This window comes from Saccharopolyspora sp. SCSIO 74807, assembly GCF_037023755.1.
Classification (GTDB): Bacteria; Actinomycetota; Actinomycetes; order Mycobacteriales; family Pseudonocardiaceae; genus Saccharopolyspora_C; species Saccharopolyspora_C galaxeae.
In genome coordinates, this window is sequence record NZ_CP146100.1 from 5424805 (window position 1) to 5444515 (window position 19711).

Here is a 19711-nt window from a genome sequence, read left to right on the forward strand (position 1 = left end):
CCCGAACACTCCGTCGCCGCCAACGACAACGGCTGAGAAATGCGAACGCCGAAGCCTGCCGCGGCGATCAGCAGCGTTCGCCCAACGGATTCAGGCGAGCGGCCGCAGGCTGTCGAACCAGTCCTGCGGCACGTCTCGGGCGCGCGCTACGTACACCGTGACATCGGCCTTCGTGGGCTCGCCGACGACGGCCGCGCGCGCCACCGGCAACCCGCCGACACGCTCGACGCTGCTCACCAGCGGCCCGACCTTGGCACTGGTCGCCGGGGTGAACCGCCCGACCGGCTCCCCATCGAGTCGGACCTGCACCAAGTCCAGCGGCTTGCCCGCCTTCTCGACCGTGATGCCGTGGAGGGTCACTGCGACGTCCTGCCCGGCATACGGCAGCAGGAAGTCGACGTGCTCTTCCTCGCCCGTCACCTGAAACGCATTGCCGAACGGCAGCAGCACGGCGTTGGCGTCACCGGGCATCGACGCCGGGTAGCCGAAGTCCTCGGCTTCCGCGACGAAAAGCGTGACGCGGGCCCGGAATCCGCTCCCGTTGTAGTTCTCGGCGGCCCACACGCGCGCATCGACCGTCACAGCGCAACCTCGAGCGGTGCTGACCGAGACCTGCGGGAAGTACCCAGCGGACTTCTCGTGCGGGAGGTAACCAACGTGGTGCCGGCGCACGAAGACAGCCACCGCATGCCCCGCACCGTGCGGGTTGCCGGGGTCGGGCACCAGCACTGCCTTTTCCCGCGACTCGGAGCCGCCGGGCTCCTCGTACTCCGGCGCCCCGGCGAACAGCGCCGCGAAGGCCTTCTCGTGAAAGGACTCGCCCGCGACCTCGATCGTGCTCCAGGGACGCCCCCACGGTTCGAGCGGCCGACCCGCCGGGTCTGGTGGTACGTGCTCGTTCCCGGCAGCGGACTTCGGTCGGCGGACCGGTGCGGGTGGCGCGGTGATCGTTGGAGGCCCCGGTTCGGCCGCGTTCGTCGTTGCGGCCGTAGGTGCCGGTAGAGCCGAAGAGACCGCAGCGTCCGCCAGCCGCGCGCTCGTCAGCAACGGCGTTCGCGGACGGGCGCGGAGAGTCCGCTGCCACCACGTCGCGGCCTCGTGCCGCGACAGTTGCAAGGACCAGCCGAGTCCTCCGGATGAGGACAGCGTGACTTCGGAATAGCTCATCACCGGCAGGCGGCGGTTGTTCTTGAAGCGGCGGTCCGGCCCGCCCTTCACGTTGGCGTACTGCCACGTTTCGCCGAGCCGCACTCCATCGCGAGGTATCGAGCCTTCTTCGACGAACCTGATCCGGCGCACGGTCACATCGAGGTGGTTGTAGTCCACGTCGCTCCAGCGACCACCGGACTTCACCAGCAACCTGTCGGGCAGGAACAGCAGGCTGTGCCGCTTTGCCTGCACCGTGGGGACTTCGACGTTCGCGTTCAGCGCGAGCGGCAACCTCGTCGGAAACGACAGGTCGTGCCGCGACACGAGATCACCGGCGCCGGCGTTCGTCTTCCGGTCGTGCGTCCGGTTGAGGTGCGTGCTCGTCTGCACCCGCCATTTGCCATCGGTCCGGGCGAACGCGGGCCACCCGGTGACGAGGTCGTTGAACCACTTGGTCAGGTCCGAATCGACCTCGTAGTGCAGCACGACGCGGCGCCGCGCGAAGCCGACCAGAGCAACGACCAGCGCCGCCACCGCCGGGATGAAAAACAGCGGCACGGCGAAGGAAACGAACGCGCAGACGACGGTCGCCCAACCCCACCCGGTGATCCAGCGCTGCGCGCGGTTGAGCTGGGCTGCGAGTTCGTCGGCCCCGGTGGGCACAAGTTGCTCAGCGCCGGCACCGATCAGGTCGGTGGTCGTGGTGTCGCCGGGCAGGTGGACCGGGCCGCGGTCAACCGCGGGAGCTTTGCTGCTCGGCGTGCGCCTCGTCGTCGTACGGCGAGCACGTGGTCCTGAGCCGGAGTTCGCATGGACCGAGAATGGGCCGACGCCACTGCTGATCCCCAGCCCCCGCGTGCTCACTCGGACGCGAAAGAGTCGTGGCCCGATGCGGACTCCGAAACCCATAGGTCTCAGGATACTCGCGGAAAACGGCGCTGACGCTCGTTCTGACGTTGGACGTCGTTGCCGCGTCCGCTCCGGTGCGTGCGCGAGCGCTGCTCCAATGGGGTCACCACGCACCGCGACGTTCAACAATCCCGGCGGCAATGCGACCCAGCGCTGAACACGATTTTCCTATGCCGGGTGCGTAATTCGTCTTTGCCACTGGCTCTATTCCGCAACTATTTCGAAAGCACGGATGCGTCGAAGCCGACGGCCTCCAACGCCGCCTTCGGGTCCGCGACGAGCTTCCGGGCGTCCAGATCCATCAGACCGAGAACGCATCCGATCTCGGCCGACACCGCACCACTGTCCTTGGTGACCACCGAGTCGAGGTGGAACGACTTCCCCTCCCCGAAACTCACCTCGCAGGACACCTCGAACCGCTCATCGACCCGCAACTCCTGCCGGAAGTGCACCGTGGTGCTCAGCAGCACCGGGGCCAGGTTCTTCTCGATCAGCCCGTCCCAGTCGCAACCGGCCGCCCGGAACCCGGCTACTCGCGCCACCTCGCCGTACTGGTGGTACACGGCGTGGTTGACGTGACCGAGGGCGTCCAGCTCGTAGCTGCGGACCTGAAGGGGAACACGAATAGCCACCGGCCCACCCTAACTACCGAGCCCGGCGACCGACCGCATTCATGACCACGATCGCAAGCGACCTCGACGGCCGAACACGCCACGCGCAACGCGTTTTCGCGGTGGTCCGCTCAGAGCGCGGTGGTGCGCGTCCGGTGCACCTCGGGAAGGGCGTCGATGACGCTGCGCAGGTGCTCGCGCATCGCCTGCTCGGCTGCCGCCGGGTCGGTCGCGCAGATCGCCTCGATGATGGCCACGTGCTGGGGCAGCGACACGGAGGGGCGCCCCGGGTGCATGGCCAACCGGAACTGGTGGCGCACGTTCTGGCCGCGCAGCCTGCTGAGCACCTCGTGCGCGGTCTGCTGCCCGCTGACCCGCAGCACCAGCGAGTGCAGCCGCTTGTTCAGCTCGGAGTAGCCCCACACGTCCCCGCCGGAGACGGCGGTCCGCATCTGCTCGCCGATCTCGCGCAGCTCCGACCGGTCCTCGTCGGTGGCGCGTTCCGCGGCCCGCGCCGCGCACAGGCCCTCGACCGCCATGCGGACCTCGGTGATCTCGATGGCCTCCTCCAGCGAGACCGCGCGCACCCGGGCGCCGCGGTTCTGGATGCGCTCGACCAGCCCTTCGGTGGTCAGCTGCACCAGCGCGTTGCGCACCGCCGCTCGGCTGGCGTCGAACTGCTCGGAGAGTTCAGCCTCCACCAAGCGCTGGTTGGGCGCGAAGTCACCCCTGGTGATGGCCTCGCGGATCACGTCGGCCACCGGCGGCTGTGCGGCCGGCTGCTCGGCGTCGCGCTTCGCTGTCGTCACTGCCCTACCCCGTACCGATTTTTGCTAACAATTTTGTCCATCAATGCTAACGGGCGGGTGGACGACCGGTGCGCCCGTCCTCACCGGGCGGACCGCGAACAGCGGCGTTCAGGCGGTGGGCGCGTCACCGGTCAGTCGCCGCAGCCAAGTGATGGTCGCGTCGCAGACATCGGTGGCGGCGCCGAGCTCGTCGAGGTACGAGCGGCAGTCGCGCATCTCGTGCACCCGGCGAGCGGCGTGCCGGCTGCTCCCGTCGATGAGCCGGTCCACGAGTTCGGCGCTGCCCAGCTCGGCCGCGATCTGCTCGCGTGCCCACTGCGCGCATCCCGCGCGCTCGGCGGCCGAGACCGACTCGAGCACGGTGGCGGCCAGGCCCTTCATGAACACGCTCCGCAGCAGCTTCCGCCCGGCCGCGGCACCGACTTCCGCGTCGAGCACCTCCACCGCGGCACCCGCGGGTCCGAACACCTCGGCCACCGTCCCCGCACCGGGGCCCGAGACCACCAGCGGCGTGCGGGCACCGGCGCGCGGGACCGGCGCCAGCACCGCCACATCGGCGACCGGGGTGCCGGGCAGTGCGGCCTCGACGGCGCGCTTGGTTGCCACGTCCGCGCTGTTGAAGTCGGCGAAGCACACGCCTGCGCCGGATTCGGCGACCTGACCGGCGGCGTCTTCGGCGAATCGGGCGCCGGTCAACGAGATCACCAGCCCGGCACCGGACGCGGCGCGCGCCGGGGACTCGGCGCGCTCGACGCCATCCGGGAACGGCACGTCCGCCGGGTCGAAGGCCACCACAGCATGTCCGGCCGCGAGCAGGTCGGCGGCGTAGCACCGTCCTGCCTCCCCCATCCCGAGAACCGCAACGCGCACAACTACCTCCCGCGACATGTCGACATCCGAATCGGGTTCAAGCCCGGCATCGAGTTCCAGCACGGCGCAACCTGATCGTGGCGGTCGCCAGCGCCATCGTCACCGCCGCGAACAGACCCGTCACCGCGAACGCGGCGAAGCCGTAGTCGGCGTGGCCCGCGGCGAGCAGCGTCCCACCGAGCCAAGGCCCGAAGACCGCGCCGAACCGGCCCACGCCTGCCACCCAGCCCAGGGCGGTGTCGCGGTCGCTCGCGTCGTGGTGGGCACCGACGGTCGCGTAGACCATGGTCTGCCCGCTGAACAGCAGCAGTCCGGCGAAGAACACCACGACGTAGAGCAGCGCGACCGGAAGGTGCGCACCCAGCAGATAGACGAAGACCGCGGTCAGCGCGAACCAGATGACGACGATCCGGCGCGACCCGACGGCGTCGGCGAGGCGGCCCGCCACGAACATGCCGACGATGCCCCCGCCGTTGAGCGCGGTGGAGAACAGCAGGGAGTCGCCGGTCTCGTAGCCCAGATCGCCCATGATCTTCGGCAGCCACTGCCCGACCCCGTAGACCAGCATCAAGCCGGCGAACGAGGTGAGCCAGAACAGCGACGTCGTCGCCCACTGCCGGTCGCGGAAGAGCGCCTTCAGGCTCTCCAACCGGTCCGGGCGCGCGGACGCGGGCGCCGCGGGCTCGAGGGCGTAGCTCGCCTCGACGGCCGCGGCGGCGTCCGGTCGGCCACGAGCCGCCAAGACGGCCGGGGATTCCGGCAGCAGCTTGATCGCCCCGGGCAGCAGGACCACCGCGGGTACCGCGCCTGCGATGAACACCCACCGCCACCCGGCTGTGTCGACCAGCGCCAGCGCGACGAGCGGAGCGATCGCACCGCCCGTCTGGTGCGCGGTCATGATGATGCCGGTGGCCAGGGCTCTGCGGCCGCCGGTGGTGAACTCCATGCCGTAGGCGATCGCGATCGGCAGCAGCGCACCGAGCCCGAAACCGCACAGCAGCCGGAAGAGTCCGAACACGCCCGCGCTCGTGGCCAGCCCGGACCCGAGGGTGGCCACGGTGAACACGATCACCGAGGCGAACACCGCCGGGCGGCGCCCCACCCAGCGGGTGACCGTGCCGGACAGGATCGTGCCGACGAGCATCCCGAACGTGGTGTAGCTGCCGATGTCGCCCGCGGTGGCGTCGGTGAGACCGAGATGGCCCTCGCCGATCATCTCGGGCAACGTCGCGCCGTAGACGAAGGTGTCGATGCCGTCGAGCAGGACCAAGGCCCAGCAAACGGCGACGACGATCATGCGCCGCCGGGCGGCGCTGGGTGGTGCGGACGCCGTTGAGTCCGACGGGGACGGGTATCTGGTCATGGTGGGTACCTCGGGCCCTGGGTTCTGTTTGAAAAGCGGCGGCAGCCGCTTGCGCCGCCCGAGGACTCAGCCGGACCACCGGCGGGTTCCACTACCCGACCCGCTGCGCAAACCATTTCCTGAACAGCTCCTAGTCGATCGGCGGCGTGCCGTGGGTGTGGAAGGACTCGATGGTCTGCAAGCCCCATGCCTGGCCCTTCTCGCGCTCCTTCGCGGTCCAGGTGATCAGCGGCCAGTCGGGGGCCAGCACCAGGCGGGTCAGCGGGTTGCACAGCTCGATGCGGTTGCCGCCCGGCTCGTAGACGTAGAGGAAGAACGTCTGCTGGATGGCGTGCTTGTGCGGTCCGGTCTCGATGAACACACCGGTGTCGACGGCCAGGTCGGCGGCGCGCAGGATGTCCTCGCGGGTGTCGGTGGCGAACGCGATGTGGTGCAGCCGCCCCGCGGAACCGGTCCGATCCTCGGTGTGCACGAGGTCGTAGGACTTCTGGGTGAAGGTCTGCCAGCGGGCCGCGATCTTGCCGTCGTCCAGCCGGATCTGCTCGGTGGGTCGCGCGCCGAGCGCGTCGATGAGGAAGTCGCTGGCCTGCTCGACGTTCGCCGCGAGGTAGTTGACGTGGTCCAGGCGCCGGACGCCGACACCGCGGCCGGGTTTGGCCTGCGGCTGGTTCTTCAGCTCCGGGGCGAGTTCGGGCGGCGCTTCGTACCAGGACGTTTCGTGGTAGAGCGCGATTTCGTGGCCGTCCGGGTCCGTGGTGGTCCACAGTGGACCAATGCCGGGCTCGTCCCGGACCCATTCGCCGGAGGCGCCGGTGGCTTCCACGGCGGCCTTGCGGCGTTGCAGCGCCTCGGCGGAGGAGCAGCGCAACGCCGTGCGGCCGATGCCGGACCGCTCCCGGCGCGTGACGACCAGGCTGTGGTGCTCGTAGTCGTCCCAGGTCCGAAGGTAGGTGTGGGCACCGTCCTGGCCGGTGACCGTCAGACCGAGGAAGTCGGTGCAGAACGCGACCGTTTCCGCGGGGCATGGCGTGAAAAGCTGGGCGTGGCCGAGATGGGCGACGTCGCCGAGCGGAGGACGCGTGGGCGTGTCGGCGACCATCCGCTTGAGGGTGCTGAGGTTCTCCGGGACGGCGATGGCGGGCATGAGGTCCTCCTCGGATCAGCGATCGGTGGCGCGCTCGTGCTCCGGCGACGTGGCCTGCAGCCGGATCTTGCGGGTGGCCGGACCGAACAGCGCCAGCGCGAGCGCGCCGACGATCCAGGTACCTGCGATGAAGCCGAAGACCGTCCGGTACCCGTATCCGCTGTAGAGCGCGGCGATGATCAACGGCCCGACCGCGTTAGACAGCCGCCCCAGGCCGTAGGAGATCGAGGTGCCCAGCGAGCGGCCTTCGGTGTCGTAGAGCTCGGGCGAGTAGGCGTAGGCCAGGGACGTGTAGCCGCGTTCGAACAGGTTGACCGTGAAGCCGAAGACGACGACCAGCACCGGGACGAAGGTCAACCCGTACAACAGGCCGGAACCTGCGATGACCGTTCCGAACACGACCAGGCACCACTTGCGCTCGAACCGGTCGGTGACCTGCGCGGCCAGCAAGGACCCCAGCGGTGCGCCGACGGTGGTCAGCGCGACGAAGAAGACGGAGTCCTCCACGCTGACGCCTTCGGCGGCCAGCAGTGTCGGAGCCCACGAGGAGAAGCCGAAGAACCCGATCGTCTGGGTGATCCACAGCACCGAAAGCAGCGCGGTCCGCGAGAGGAACTTCCGGTCTCTGAGCACGGCCGATCCGGGCTTGGCGGCGCGAGCCTCGCCGACCGGCTCGACGGCCGCGGGCAGTTCTCCGTGCTCCGCCGCCGCCTTGGCCTCCAGTCCTCGCAGCACCGCCTCCGCGTCGTCGTGGCGGCCGCGGGATTCCAGCCACTGCGGGGATTCGACCAGGTTGCGCAGGAACAGCAGGAACAGCACACCCGCAGCGCCCCACAGGTAGACCAGGCGCCAGGTGTGCTCGCCGAGCGGGACCACCGCCGAGGCGATGAGGTTCGTGACCGGGGTCCCGCAGATCCCGATCATGATCACGTACGCCTGGAACTTCCCGCGCTGGGCCCGCGGGAAGAGTTCGTTGAGGTAGACGACCGCGACCACGGTCATCGCCGAGAGCCCGGCGCTGGTCAGGATCCGGAACAGGCCCATCGACGCGATGTCCCAGGCGAACACCGTCGCCAACGACCACACCGAGAACCACGTCGTAGTCAGCGTCAGGGCCCGCTTTCGACCGAGCCGGTCGGCGAGCCCACCGGCCACCACCGAGCCGAGGAACATGCCGACGAACGACAGCGACGTCACGTAGGCGATGTGCTCGACGTCGGCGCCCCATTGCTGGCGCACTTTGGGCGCGGTGATGGCGAAGGTGTTGATGTCGGCGAACTCGAAGAAGTAGGCGAAGGCCAGCGCGGCGATCGTGCGCTTGTGGAACCTCGAGATCGGTAACCGGTCCAGCCGGTTGGCCGAGTTCGCGACCCGGTCGGGCCCGTCCCGATCAGCGGACTGCTGCACTGCGGTCTCCTCATGGCAAGAGTGGGCTTCGTCGCCCGGTGTTCGCTCCGGTGGTTCAGGCGGGCTCGTCCGGCCAGTACAGCCGCATCGGGTTGTCCACGAGCAGCGCCTGCCGCTGCTGGGCGGTGACCGCGATCCGGGGGACGTGGTCCAGCAGCCGACCGTCGTCGGGCATGTGGTCGGTCAGGTTCGGGTGCGGCCAGTCGGTGCCCCACAGGACCCGGTCGGGGAACACCTCGACGACGCGGCGCGCGAACGGGACGACGTCTGCGTAGGCGTGCTGCTCGCCGCCGAGGGCGGGCGGGCCGGTCTTGGACAGGCGTTCGGGGCAGGAAACCTTCACCCACGCGCCGCTGCGCGCCACGAAGTCGAGGAACTCGGCGAATTCCGGGCCGTCGCGGTCTTTCGCGACGTCGGGGCGTCCCATGTGGTCCACCACCAGCGGGACCGGCAGGGACAGGAAGAACTCCGCCAGCCCGGGCAGGTCCGGGGCTTCGAAGTAGACGACCGCGTGCCAGCCCAGCGGGGCGATCTTCGCGGCGATGGTCTCCAGCGCCCGCGTCGGCACGGTCTCGACCAGCCGCTTGACGAAGTTGAAGCGAACACCGCGCACACCCGCCGAATGCAGCCGCTCGAGCTCTTCCCGCGGCACATCGGCGTCCACTGTGGCCACTCCGCGGGCGGAGCCGCCGGAGGCGCGCAGCGCGTCGAGCAGGGCGCTGTTGTCCTTGCCGTGGCAGGTCGCCTGCACGATGACGTTGCGCGCCAAGCCGAGGTGATCGCGCAGTCCGAACAGCTTCTCCTTGGTGCCGTCCACCGGCGTGTACTTGCGCTCCGGGGCGAACGGAAACCGCGCGGCAGGGCCGAAAACGTGGCAGTGCGCGTCGACGGCCCCGGCGGGCGGGACGAACGTGGGGCTGCTGGGGTCCGGGTGCCAGGGCAGCCATCCGGGAGTGACTTCGGGCGCGGTGCTCATCGATCTCCTCCTGCCGCCCGGGCGGACGACATGCGTCGTTGCATTCGAGGCGACGATCGGTCGTCAGTCGCGGTAGGTCAGTCCCAGATCGGCCAGCTTGGGACGCATGCCGTAGAGGTCCAGGCCGAGCACGCCGTCCTGGAAGCGGGTGCGCTTGCCCGCCTCGCTGTCCTCGCGCCCGGCCGCGGCCTTGGCGACGTCGGCCGCCTCGGCCGCGGGCACCACGACGACGCCGTCGGTGTCGGCGACGATCACGTCGCCCGGGTTGACCAGCGCGTTGGCCACCACGACGGGCACGTTGACCGAGCCGAGAGTGGCCTTCACGGTGCCCTTCGCGTTGATGGCGCGGGAGAACACCGGGAAGTCCATCTCGCGCAGCTCGTCGGTGTCCCGGCAACCGCCGTCGATGACCAGCCCACCGGCACCGCGGGCACGCAGCGAGGTGGCCAGCAGCTCGCCGAAGAAACCGTCCTCGCACTCGGTGGTGCAGCCGGCCACGAGCACGTCACCGTCCTGGACCTGCTCGGCGGCGACGTGCAGCATCCAGTTGTCGCCCGGTTGCAACAGCACGGTGACGGCCGTGCCGCAGAGCTTCGCGCCCTGGTAGACGGGGCGGATGTACGGCCGCATCAAGCCGATTCGGCCCATGGCCTCGTGCACCGTGGCCACGCCGAACCTCGACAGGGCCTCGACGGCCTCGCGATCGGCGCGCTCGATGGTGCGGTGAACGACTCCGAGTTCGTGCACGGTGCCTCCTTCGTGGTGAGTGGTTCAGCGGCCCTGTGTGGTCGACCGGCCCTGGGCGGTCAACCGCGCGTCCAGCCGCGGGTAGACGCGTCGCGCGTTGCGCTCTTCGACCGCTTCGCGGGATTCCTCGGTGAGCCCGGCGTTTTCGACGTAGCGGCGGGTGTCGTCGAAGTGCTGCCCGGTGCGGGGGTCGATGCCACGAACGGCGCCGACCATCTCCGAGGCGAACAGGACGGACTCGTGCGGGATCACGTCGAGCAGGAGATCGATGCCGGGTTGGTGGTACACGCAGGTGTCGAAGAAGACGTTGCCCAGCAAGGCTTCCTCGGGCTCCGGCTTGTCCAAGGCCTGTGCCAGACCGCGGAATCGACCCCAGTGGTAGGGAACCCCGCCTCCCCCGTGCGGGATCACCAACCGCAGCCCGGGAAAATCGGTGAACAGGTCGCCCTGCAACAGCTGCATGAACGCGGTGGTGTCGGCGTTGAGGTAGTGCGCGCCGGTGGTGTGGAAGGCCGGATTGCAACTGGTGGACACGTGCACCATGGCCGGCACGTCCAACTCGGCGAGCTTGTCCCACACCGGGTACCAGTGCCGGTCGGTCAGCGGCGGCGAAGTCCAGTGCCCGCCGGAGGGATCGGGGTTGACGTTCACCGCGACCGCGCCCAGCTCCCGCACCGCACGTTCCAGCTCGGGCACGACGGTCGCCGGGTCCGACCCGGGCGACTGGGGAAGCATCGCGGCGAACGCGAAGCGCTCGGGGTAGAGCTCCGCGACGCGGTGGCACAGGTCGTTGCAGATCCGCGCCCATGCCGAGGAAGTCTCGAAGTCACCGATGTGGTGGGCCATGAACGAGGCGCGCGGCGAGAACACGGTCACGTCGATGCCGCGCTCGTCCATCTGACGCAGCTGATGCGGCTCGACCGACTCGCGGATCTCGTCATCGCTGATGATCGGCCCTGCGGAATCGGGCCGCTGCGACGGGTCGGTCAGCCCGGCGACCTGGGCCTCGCGCCAGCGACCGAGCGGCGCAGGGGCGGTGGTGTAGTGACCGTGCACGTCGATGATCAAGCGAACTGCTCCTTCGTGCGGGGTGTCCAGCGGGATGCCGGGACGAGGACGTCGCCGGACATCAGCAGGCGCGCGGTGCGCAGCAGCGCCGAGCGCACGACGCGCGGCGGATCGGAGGAGTCGAGTCCGAGGGTCACGCTGAACTCGCCCGAGGGATGTTCCACCGAGACGGTCGGTTCAGTGCCGACCAGACCGGTGGCGACGTCGTGGGCGACGCTTCCGTCGAGCACGCAGGCGGTCGCCGCGGTGACCGCCGCCAGCACGCCGATGGACTGGTGCGCCACCCGCGGGATGAGACTCCGGGTGGACAAGCTGCCGCCGTGCCGGGGCGGCGCCACCAGGGTCATCTTCGGGTAGTTCTTGTCCGTGACGTCGCCGAGGCCCATGACCTCGCCGCAGACCAGGCGCAGCGCCTCCACCTCGTCCTTGAGGTCGTCGTCGCCGTCGATCTCGGCGGGCGGCTCGTAGCCGGTGCGGCCCAGTCGCGCGGCCTCGACGATCACCAGCGGCTGACCGTTGTCGATCAGCGTCACGTCCACCGGCCCGAGCCCGGGGATTTCGACGGTGTCCCGCACGTTCCCGGTGGGCAGCAGCGCGCCTGCCACCGAGCCCGCGGTGTCGAGGAACCCGACCTCGATCGGCGCGGCACCCCCGGGAACACCGTCGATGCGGGCAGCACCGGCGTATTCGACGTACCGCTGCCCGTCCGGACCTGCGGGCGTGCGGACCGCGATCTCGGCGACCATCCCGGTGTTGCGCGTCAGCACGCGCGCGGTGGTGCGGTCGCCGCTCGGGACGACCATGCCGGTCTCGATGGCGAACGGCAGCACCGCGGCGAGCATGTTCCCGCAGTTCGCCGTCACGTCGACGGTGCTGCCGCCGGGCTGCGCCTGCCCGAACGTCCACTCCACGTCGATCCCGGGCCGCGTGCCCGGACGCACGATCCCGAGCTTGCTGGTCAGCGGGTGCGCTCCGCCGATTCCGTCGATCTGCCGCTGGTCGGGGGATCCGAGTGCGGCGAGCAGCACGGCGTCGCGGGTCGTGACGTCCGCGGGCAGCGCCCGCTCGTCGAAGAACGGTCCCCGCGAGGTGCCGCCACGCATGAACAGGCACGGGATCGCGGTCTGCGAACCGCGGCGGCGCGAGCGCGCGGCGGGGCCGTCGGCGTCGACGGGCATGGCACTCCTCCATCGAGTCGTCGCGAGCGCGAGGTCCTTCATCGGCTCTCCGGCAAGCTAGACTATGAACACGATTGTTCACAATCTTTTCGCCAAAATTCCTCGCCATCTCGCGCATCGCGTGCGATCGGCTTGCGCCGGGACGAGCGGCGATCACGGCGGCACTACGCTCGGACCTCGCCGCGGCACCGTGGACGCGGCCACTGCCGGCGGCCCGTGACCTGGCCGCCCGGCCGGCGACGCACAAGGAGCACCTGTGAAGTACAGCCCCTCGACCGAGAAGAATCCGCTGCCTTACTCGCCGTTCAAGAGCTGCACCGTTCCCCGGCCCATCGGATGGCTCTCCAGCATCAGCACCGACGGCGCCGAGAACCTCGCGCCCTACAGCCAGTGGCAGAACCTGACCTTCGATCCCCCGATGGTCATGTTCTCGGCCAACCAGTACCCCGACGGACGCCGCAAGGACACCGTCCGCAATGCCGAGCAGACGGGCTGGTTCGTCTGGAACATGGCCACCTGGGACCTGCGCGATGCCGTCAACATCAGCGCGATGGAGCTGGCCGAGCACGAGAGCGAGTTCGACCGGGCGGGAGTCACCCGCTCCGAGGCGGACCTGGCGCCCGGCCCGATGGTCGCCGAAAGCCCTTGCCACTTCGAATGCCGGTACCTGTCCACGCAGCGGCTGCCCGGTGAGAGCAACGTCGGCACCGTCGACGTGGTCTTCGCCCGAGTCGAACGCATCCACGTCGATGACTCGGTCATCGGCGACGACGGCAAGCTGGACATCCGGACCATCCAGCCGATCGCCCGCATGGGCTACTTCGACTACACCGTCATCACCGAGACGTTCGAGATGCGCGTCCCCGGTTCCAGCGCGGAAGCGCAGTACGGTCTCCAAGGGCAGTCGGCCTGACTGCTCAGGCCCCCGCGCGCCGACGCTTCGCGCCTGGCCTGCTCCGGCCCCGCCGATGCCGGGCCTGAGTCAGCGTTCGCGCCACCTCGTCGTCAGTCCTTCCGGCCTCGCGACGACCGAGCACGTTGATGCGCCTTGGTGCACCATCGCCTCCGTGTCCGGCAGCAGGGAGGTCACCGTGCTCCAACCGCGAGTCGCAGAACGACGTGGCCGCTGACCGGGGTCGTGCGCCGGTGACGCGGCCACGTCGCCCCGCACGCTCGTACTCGCGGAAGTGAGCTCGTCGTGATGGGCGGCGGTGAGCAGCACGAGGAGCGATCGACCGTGGTCCGGCTCGGCCGGAGGGCGTGGGCATTGCTGGGCATAGTCGGCGTGCTCGTCATCGCCTGGCTGGTCGTCTCGCAGCTCGCGGTCGTGGTGGTGCCGGTGCTGCTGGCGCTGTTCGTCGCCGCCGCGCTGGCTCCGCTGGTGAACCTGCTCGGCCGGCTGCATGTGCCGCGGCCGCTGGCCGCGCTGATCGCGGTCGTGCTCGGGCTCGCGGTGATCGCGGCAGCCGTCTGGCTCGTGGTGCCCGCCTTCGTCGCGCAGCTCCCGCAGCTGTCCTCCGCGCTGGGGCAGGCGACCGAGCAGCTCGACCGGGTGCTCTCCCGCACGCCCTTCTTCGGCCCGGGTGTGAACGTGCGGGCCATCGTCGGAAGCCTCACGACGCAATTCTTCGGCGGCGGCTCGATCCCGGCCGCGCTCGGCACCGTGGCCACGGTGTTGTCCTCGGTCGTGCTGCTGCTGGTGGTGGTGCTGTTCTACCTGGCCGAGGGGCGTTGGCTCGCGGCTGCGCTGGTCGGCTGGCTGCCCGCGGCGCGGCAGGACGAGGTTTGGCGGGTGCTGGCGCGGTTGTGGCAGGTCGTCGGCCGCTACTTCCGCGCGCTGCTCGTCGTCGCGCTGTTCGACGCGGTGTTCATCGGCGCCGGCCTGGCGCTGCTGGGCGTTCCGCTGGCGCTGCCGCTGGCCGTGCTGGTCTACCTGGGCGCTTTCCTGCCTTACCTCGGGGCCGTGCTCTCGGGAATGCTGGCGGTGCTGGTCGCGGCGGCCGAGCGCGGACTGCTCACCGCCGTGCTGGTGCTCGTGGTCGTGCTGGTCGTGCAGCAGATCGAAGGCAACGTGATCCAACCCGTGGTGATGGGCAAGATCGTTCGCGTGCCCGCGTTCGTGGTCCTGGTGGCCATCGCCATCGGGTCCGCGCTGCTGGGCGTGCTGGGCGCCTTCCTCGCGGTGCCGGTCGCGGCCTGCGTCGAGCACATCATGCGGCACCTCAGCGGACGCACTGCGGAGAGCTGAGCCGCGCTCAGCCCTGCGTTCGCTCCGCTTCCGGGTCGCCGCGGAGCCTTTCCAGCCGAGCCGCGAGCATGAGCTCGAGCGCCTGGCTGAGTGCGAAGACCAGCGAGGCCAGGAACCCACCCACCGGCCACGCCACCCCGGCGGGCAGCACGAATGCGGCCAGCATCGCCGCCCCGAGCCCGAGACCGACCGAGACGATGTCCAATGCGGTCCCCAGCAGGACCACCGATCGAGGCGCCGCGCCGGCGTGGCGACGGAACCCGTGGGTGGTCAACGCCTGCAGAACGGCGAACGCCACGACCGCGCACAGCGCGAATCCCGCGATGTCGAGCAGCGTCGGCGCTCGTGCCAGCTGGTTGAGCGCCCCGTACGACGAGGTGATCGTGATGGAGAAACCGAACGCCGCGCTGTTGTCGATCACGGCGGTCTGCAGTCCCACGCGGGCGCTGCGCCTGGCGTGGGAGGCTTCGCTGTCCGGCCCCGGATCCATGAGCGCACGGTAAGGGATCCGGGACGATCGTGATCGGCGATGGACGCCCGAACGGCGCCCTTTGTAGCGTCGGGGCCATGTCCGACGACACCGCTGTGCAACGGCACCTGATCCGCTACTCGGGCGGCGGCGCCTTCAGCCCCGGAATCATCGATCGCGCCGCGGGCAGTTCGGTGTTCACCGAGGACGGGCGCGAGCTGCTCGACTTCACCTCGGGGCAGATGAGCGCGATCCTCGGCCACGCGCACCCGGAGATCGTCGCGACGGTCCGGGAGCAGGTGGGCCGCCTGGACCACGTCTACAGCGGCATGCTCAGCCGCCCGGTCCTCGAGCTGGCCCGGCGGCTGGCGGGGACGCTGCCGGAACCGCTGGACAAGGCGGTGCTGCTCACGACCGGTGCCGAGGCGAACGAGGCCGCCCTGCGGATGGCCAAGCTCGTCACCGGCGGGCACGAGGTCGTCTCGTTCGCCCGCTCCTGGCACGGCATGACGCAGGCCGCCGCGAGCGCCACCTACAGCGCCGGGCGCGTCGGCTACGGGCCCGGCGCCAGCGGCAACTTCGCGCTGCCCGTCCCGGACAGCTTCCGGCCCGGCATCGTCGACGCCGATGGGAACCTGGACTGGCGCCGCCAGCTCGATTTCGGCTTCGAGCTGATCGATGCGCAGTCGGTCGGCAGCCTCGCGGCCTGCCTGGTCGAGCCGATCCTGAGCTCCGGTGGCGTCGTCGACCTCCCGCCCGGCTACCTGGCCGCGCTGCGGGACAAGTGCCACGAGCGGGGCATGTTGCTGATCCTGGACGAGGCGCAGACCGGGCTGTGCCGTACCGGCGACTGGTACGCGTTCGAGCGCGATGGCGTCGTCCCGGACATCCTCACGCTGTCCAAGACCCTCGGCGCAGGGCTGCCGTTGGCGGCGGTGCTCACCAGCGCCGAGATCGAGCAGCGAGCCCACGACCGCGGGTTCCTGTTCTTCACCACGCACGTCAACGACCCGCTGCCCGCCGCCGTCGGGAACGCGGTCCTGGACGTGCTCGCCCGCGACCGCCTGGACCTTCGCGCCCGCGAACTCGGCGACCGGCTGCGCAGCGGACTTGCCGAGCTCAGCGAGCGGCACGAGGTGATCGGGGACGTCCGCGGCCGCGGACTGCTGATCGGGATGGAGCTGACCGGCGACCCCGATTCAGCCGGGAACGCCGACGCGCCCGGAAACGCCGATGAGCCCAGGAACGCCGATGAGATGGGTGCCGCGGTGACCAGGCGCTGCGCCGAGCTCGGCTTGCACATGAACATCGTGCAGCTGCCGGGTATGGGCGGGACGTTCCGCATCGCTCCGCCGCTGACCGCCACCGAATCCGAGATCGACCGCAGCCTCGCGATCCTCGACACCGCCCTGAAGGACCTGCCGGGCTGACGTTGCTCGCGTCACCGCTCCGCGGCCGTGACGCCCGAGTTCGCCCGCAGCCCGGTGAGCCGGCACAGCGCGGCGAAGCCGTCATCGGTCCCGGGCCAGTGCCTGCGCACCGCGGGCGCGCCCGCACGGCGCACGAGCGAGCGCAGCACCAGCGTGACGACGATGACGTCGTCGGCCCAGCCGAGCACCGGGATGAAGTCGGGCACGAGGTCGATCGGCAGCGCGAGGTAGCCCAGCACCAGCCCGACGCGCCAGCGAACACCACGCGGGGCGTCCCGGTCGGCCAGCAGCCGCCGCAGCAGCCGCAGCGAGTCGGGCAGCAACCGCGCCGCCTCCCGCGGCACGCCCCGGCTCGGGCTCGAGGTCGCGAGCGCGGCGATGAGCGCGACCCAGGCCAGCACCAGGCACCCGGCGGTGCCCGCTAGCAACTCGCCCCAGCTCAATGCGTTCACGTCGGCTCTCCCGTCGGGGCTCGGGCGTGCGGGAGTGCTCCGCAGTGTAGGCAGCGCCGCGCGCGGCTCGGACGACTCGCCGGGACCGCGGAAGCCGGGCTGCGGCCGAACGCCGTCGGAGGGCCCGGGCGCCATCGAAGCGGGGCGCCACCGAAGCGGGGCGCCACCGAAGCGGGGCGCCACCGAAGGGCAGCGCGCCAGGCGCGAGCCTTCCCACGTCCAGGCTACCGGGCGGCAACTCGTGATCAATCGAGAGCCGGTTCAGCAATAAGGCACAGCAGTGATCCTGATTACAACCTCGCTGCCCTGGGTTATTGTTGATGTGATGCGCAGCACGCTCGAGAGGTGGCGAGTGACCTGTGCTGTCCGAGAACGGACGGTCGCGGCTCCTGCTCGGCGTAGACGAGCGGTGGCTGCCTGCCCACTTCGGTCCGGCCGGGTGCTGACGTTCCGGGAACCAACGCTCCGGTGTGGACACCAGGGATCACGGGCGAGCGAGTCCGCCGCGGCTTTCCGGAATCGGCGTGCTGGGTTCGGCGACGAGAGGCGGTTTTCGTGAGCAGCGAGATCAAGCGCACGCGTGATCACGGGTGTGGCGCACACGTGCACAGCAGGAGGTGGGACCGATGACGGCCACTGCAGACGATCGGCAAGCCGAATTGACCGCAGCCGGCCTGTGCGGCCAGAACAAGGCGACGCTGGGGCGGATGCTCGGCACCGGGAACGTCGAGCACGCCGAGGAGGGGCCGGACGGCCGGATGCGCGCCACGGTCCGGATCCGGGAGGACGAACTGTGCTGGGACCCGGCGACGATCATCCTGCCGCACGGCGGTGACCTCGAGCTCACGGTCATCAACGACGACAAGAACACGCACTGCGCGGTGCTGCCCAGCAACGGCGACAACATGATCATTTGGTTGGTGAACCACTCCAAGGGCACGGCCGACCTCCGGCTGCAAGGGCCCGGTTACTACTGGTACAGCTCCACGACCGGCAACGACGAAGGCCGCGGCCTCACCGGCGCGATCGTCGTCAGCGGCGACGTCCCCAAGCACGCCCGGCTCGACCGTCCCGCCCAGCCGCGCCCGTAGACAGGAGCACATCATGACCGACTACGTCGATGCAGGTCAGGCCGTCCCGCTCGGGACGCTCAGCAACGTCAAGGGCAGCGCGCCCGCCACCGGGAACGTCGATTACGAGCGCGTGCGCAACGCCCGGTCGGAGCCGCAGAACTGGCTGACCTACTACGGCACCTACGACGGTCAGCGCTACAGCAGCCTGGATCAGATCAGCAAGGACAACGTCAAAAGCCTCTCTCCCGCGTGGGTGTTCCAGGCCGGTTCGACGGGGCTGCACTCCGGCGCGTCGACCTACTCCTTCGAAGCCGCCCCCATCGTCGTGGAGGGCATCATGTACGTGTCCGGCCCGGACGGGAAGGTCTGGGCGCTGGATGCGGAGACCGGCGAAGAGCTCTGGCGCTACAAGCACGCCTCCCCCTTCGACGTCTCGCTGTGCTGCGGGAACGTCAACCGCGGCGTGGCCGTGGGGCACGGCAAGGTCTACCTCGCCACGCTCAACGCCCACCTGGTGGCGCTGGACGCCCGGACCGGCGAGCCCGTCTGGGACGTGACCATCGGCGACGTGCGCGCCGGGGAGAGCCGCACCGTGGCGCCGCTGCTGGTCAAGGACATGGTTCTGGTCGGCAGCTCGGGCGGGGAGTTCGGCACCCGCGGGAACCTAGACGCGTTCGACGCGCACACCGGGGAGCGCCGCTGGCGCTGCTACACGATCCCCAAGCCCGGTGAGCCCGGATCCGAAACCTGGCCCGCCGACGGCGAGGCGTGGCAACGCGGCGGCGGCAACTGCTGGGTCACCCCCACCTACGATCCGGACCTGAACCTGATCTACCAGGGCACCGGCAACCCGGCACCGGACTTCGACGGCGCCGTGCGTCCGGGCGACAACCTCTACACCGACTGCGTCGTCGCCGTGGACGCCGACACCGGCGAGATCCGCTGGCATTACCAGTTCACCCCGCACGACCTGTGGGACTACGACTCCACGATGGAGAACCTGCTGTTCGAGCACGAGGGGCGCAAGCTGCTCGCGCACGCGGACAAGAACGGCTACTTCTTCGTCCTGGACGCGGTCAACGGCGAGCTGGTCCGGGTGTTCCCGTTCGTCGACCGGATCACCTGGGGCGAGATCAGCCCCGAAGGCGAGGTCACCGCCAAGGTCTACCCGGACGCGGAAGGCGTGCCGGTGCACTTCTGGCCGGGGCCGGCCGGAGGCAAGGAATGGACGCACATGGCCTACAGCCCGCAGACGGGGCTGATCTACGTGCCGGTGCAGGAAGTCGGGGCCACCGCCACCCGCCGACGCCGCGAGTTCAAGGAAAGCATCCCGTACTGGGGCGCGGGAGTCGCCGTGGACCTCGACGACCACTACGGGTACGTGGCCGCCATCGACCCGCTCACCGGCGAGGAGAAGTGGCGCTGGCGCAACGAGTACCCGATGTGCGCCTCGGTGCTGACCACGGCGGGCGGGCTGGTGTTCACCGGACTGCCCACGGGTGAGTTCGTCGCCCTGGACGCCGTGACCGGCGAGAAGGTGTGGCAGTTCCAGTGCGGCAGCGGGCACCACAGCAGCCCGACCACCTACAGCGTCGACGGCCGCCAGTACATCGCGGTCCCGACCGGTTGGGGCGGCTGGATCGAGGGCTTCCTGCCCGGGCTGCTCGGGGGCTCGGCGGGCGACGCGCTGTTCTCCTTCGCACTGCCGGAGTAAGACCGCAGCGGGGCGTCGGCTCGGAACCGACGCCCCGCGAGGTCCCGATCGACTCGAGAGGACGGGACACCGTGCAACTCCACGGCCGCGACGA

Annotated in this window: 18 protein-coding genes; 5 read left to right on the plus strand and 13 right to left on the minus strand. The window is 70.1% G+C overall.

Annotated features, from left to right (window positions below; translation table 11 throughout):
* Positions 1–90: 90 nt before the first annotated feature.
* From V1457_RS24895 to V1457_RS24945, 11 genes are all read right to left on the minus strand, one after another.
* On the minus strand, positions 91–1812 hold the full coding sequence (locus V1457_RS24895) for a hypothetical protein (protein WP_338597237.1): 1722 nt from the start codon (positions 1810–1812) through the stop codon (positions 91–93).
* Positions 1813–2273: 461 nt separating this feature from the next.
* Positions 2274–2690, minus strand: coding sequence for a thioesterase family protein (locus tag V1457_RS24900; RefSeq protein WP_200072838.1), 417 nt, complete (start codon positions 2688–2690; stop codon positions 2274–2276).
* A 110-nt stretch (positions 2691–2800) separates the two neighbouring features.
* Entirely contained in the window at positions 2801–3478 is a 678-nt protein-coding gene (locus tag V1457_RS24905) for a GntR family transcriptional regulator (protein ID WP_200072839.1), read from the minus strand.
* A gap of 108 nt (positions 3479–3586) precedes the next feature.
* Positions 3587–4327, minus strand: a complete 741-nt coding sequence (locus tag V1457_RS24910) for a DUF1932 domain-containing protein (RefSeq protein ID WP_338597239.1) — start codon at positions 4325–4327, stop codon at positions 3587–3589.
* 58 nt (positions 4328–4385) lie between these two features.
* The gene (locus V1457_RS24915; RefSeq protein WP_338597241.1) at positions 4386–5711 is read right to left on the minus strand and encodes an MFS transporter; all 1326 of its coding nucleotides are present in this window, start codon (positions 5709–5711) and stop codon (positions 4386–4388) included.
* Positions 5712–5841: 130 nt separating this feature from the next.
* The gene (locus V1457_RS24920) at positions 5842–6855 is read right to left on the minus strand and encodes a VOC family protein (protein WP_295151296.1); all 1014 of its coding nucleotides are present in this window, start codon (positions 6853–6855) and stop codon (positions 5842–5844) included.
* 15 nt (positions 6856–6870) lie between these two features.
* The gene (locus tag V1457_RS24925) at positions 6871–8262 is read right to left on the minus strand and encodes an MFS transporter (RefSeq protein WP_295151298.1); all 1392 of its coding nucleotides are present in this window, start codon (positions 8260–8262) and stop codon (positions 6871–6873) included.
* Between the two features lie 55 nt (positions 8263–8317).
* Complete coding sequence (locus V1457_RS24930; RefSeq protein ID WP_338597245.1) at positions 8318–9238, minus strand: amidohydrolase family protein; 921 nt, start codon at positions 9236–9238, stop codon at positions 8318–8320.
* 63 nt (positions 9239–9301) lie between these two features.
* Complete coding sequence (gene ligK, locus V1457_RS24935; RefSeq protein WP_338597247.1) at positions 9302–9985, minus strand: 4-carboxy-4-hydroxy-2-oxoadipate aldolase/oxaloacetate decarboxylase; 684 nt, start codon at positions 9983–9985, stop codon at positions 9302–9304.
* A 24-nt stretch (positions 9986–10009) separates the two neighbouring features.
* Entirely contained in the window at positions 10010–11053 is a 1044-nt protein-coding gene (locus tag V1457_RS24940; protein WP_338597248.1) for an amidohydrolase family protein, read from the minus strand.
* Complete coding sequence (locus V1457_RS24945; protein ID WP_338597249.1) at positions 11050–12231, minus strand: 4-oxalomesaconate tautomerase; 1182 nt, start codon at positions 12229–12231, stop codon at positions 11050–11052. The genes V1457_RS24940 and V1457_RS24945 overlap by 4 nt, the downstream gene beginning before the upstream one ends.
* A 256-nt stretch (positions 12232–12487) precedes the next feature.
* On the opposite strand from V1457_RS24945, the gene V1457_RS24950 reads away from it, so the two are divergent.
* A complete protein-coding gene (locus V1457_RS24950) occupies positions 12488–13144 on the plus strand; it encodes a flavin reductase family protein (protein WP_338597250.1) in 657 nt (218 codons plus the stop codon).
* Positions 13145–13432: 288 nt separating this feature from the next.
* Positions 13433–14479 carry an AI-2E family transporter gene (locus V1457_RS24955; RefSeq protein WP_338597252.1) on the plus strand — a complete coding sequence of 349 codons (1047 nt, stop codon included), beginning with the start codon at positions 13433–13435 and terminating at the stop codon, positions 14477–14479.
* Positions 14480–14486: 7 nt separating this feature from the next.
* Here V1457_RS24955 and V1457_RS24960 read toward each other — a convergent pair whose 3' ends face one another.
* A complete protein-coding gene (locus V1457_RS24960) occupies positions 14487–14969 on the minus strand; it encodes a hypothetical protein (protein WP_295142456.1) in 483 nt (160 codons plus the stop codon).
* 77 nt (positions 14970–15046) lie between these two features.
* On the opposite strand from V1457_RS24960, the gene V1457_RS24965 reads away from it, so the two are divergent.
* Positions 15047–16378 carry an aspartate aminotransferase family protein gene (locus tag V1457_RS24965; RefSeq protein ID WP_338597254.1) on the plus strand — a complete coding sequence of 444 codons (1332 nt, stop codon included), beginning with the start codon at positions 15047–15049 and terminating at the stop codon, positions 16376–16378.
* Between the two features lie 11 nt (positions 16379–16389).
* Here V1457_RS24965 and V1457_RS24970 read toward each other — a convergent pair whose 3' ends face one another.
* Positions 16390–16830: a DUF1232 domain-containing protein gene (locus tag V1457_RS24970; RefSeq protein ID WP_338597255.1), complete on the minus strand. Its 441-nt coding sequence runs from the start codon at positions 16828–16830 to the stop codon at positions 16390–16392.
* Between the two features lie 626 nt (positions 16831–17456).
* On the opposite strand from V1457_RS24970, the gene V1457_RS24975 reads away from it, so the two are divergent.
* A complete protein-coding gene (locus V1457_RS24975; RefSeq protein ID WP_200072852.1) occupies positions 17457–17921 on the plus strand; it encodes an MSMEG_3727 family PQQ-associated protein in 465 nt (154 codons plus the stop codon).
* 13 nt (positions 17922–17934) lie between these two features.
* The gene (locus V1457_RS24980; protein ID WP_295147483.1) at positions 17935–19617 is read left to right on the plus strand and encodes a PQQ-dependent dehydrogenase, methanol/ethanol family; all 1683 of its coding nucleotides are present in this window, start codon (positions 17935–17937) and stop codon (positions 19615–19617) included.
* Positions 19618–19711 lie beyond the last annotated feature (94 nt).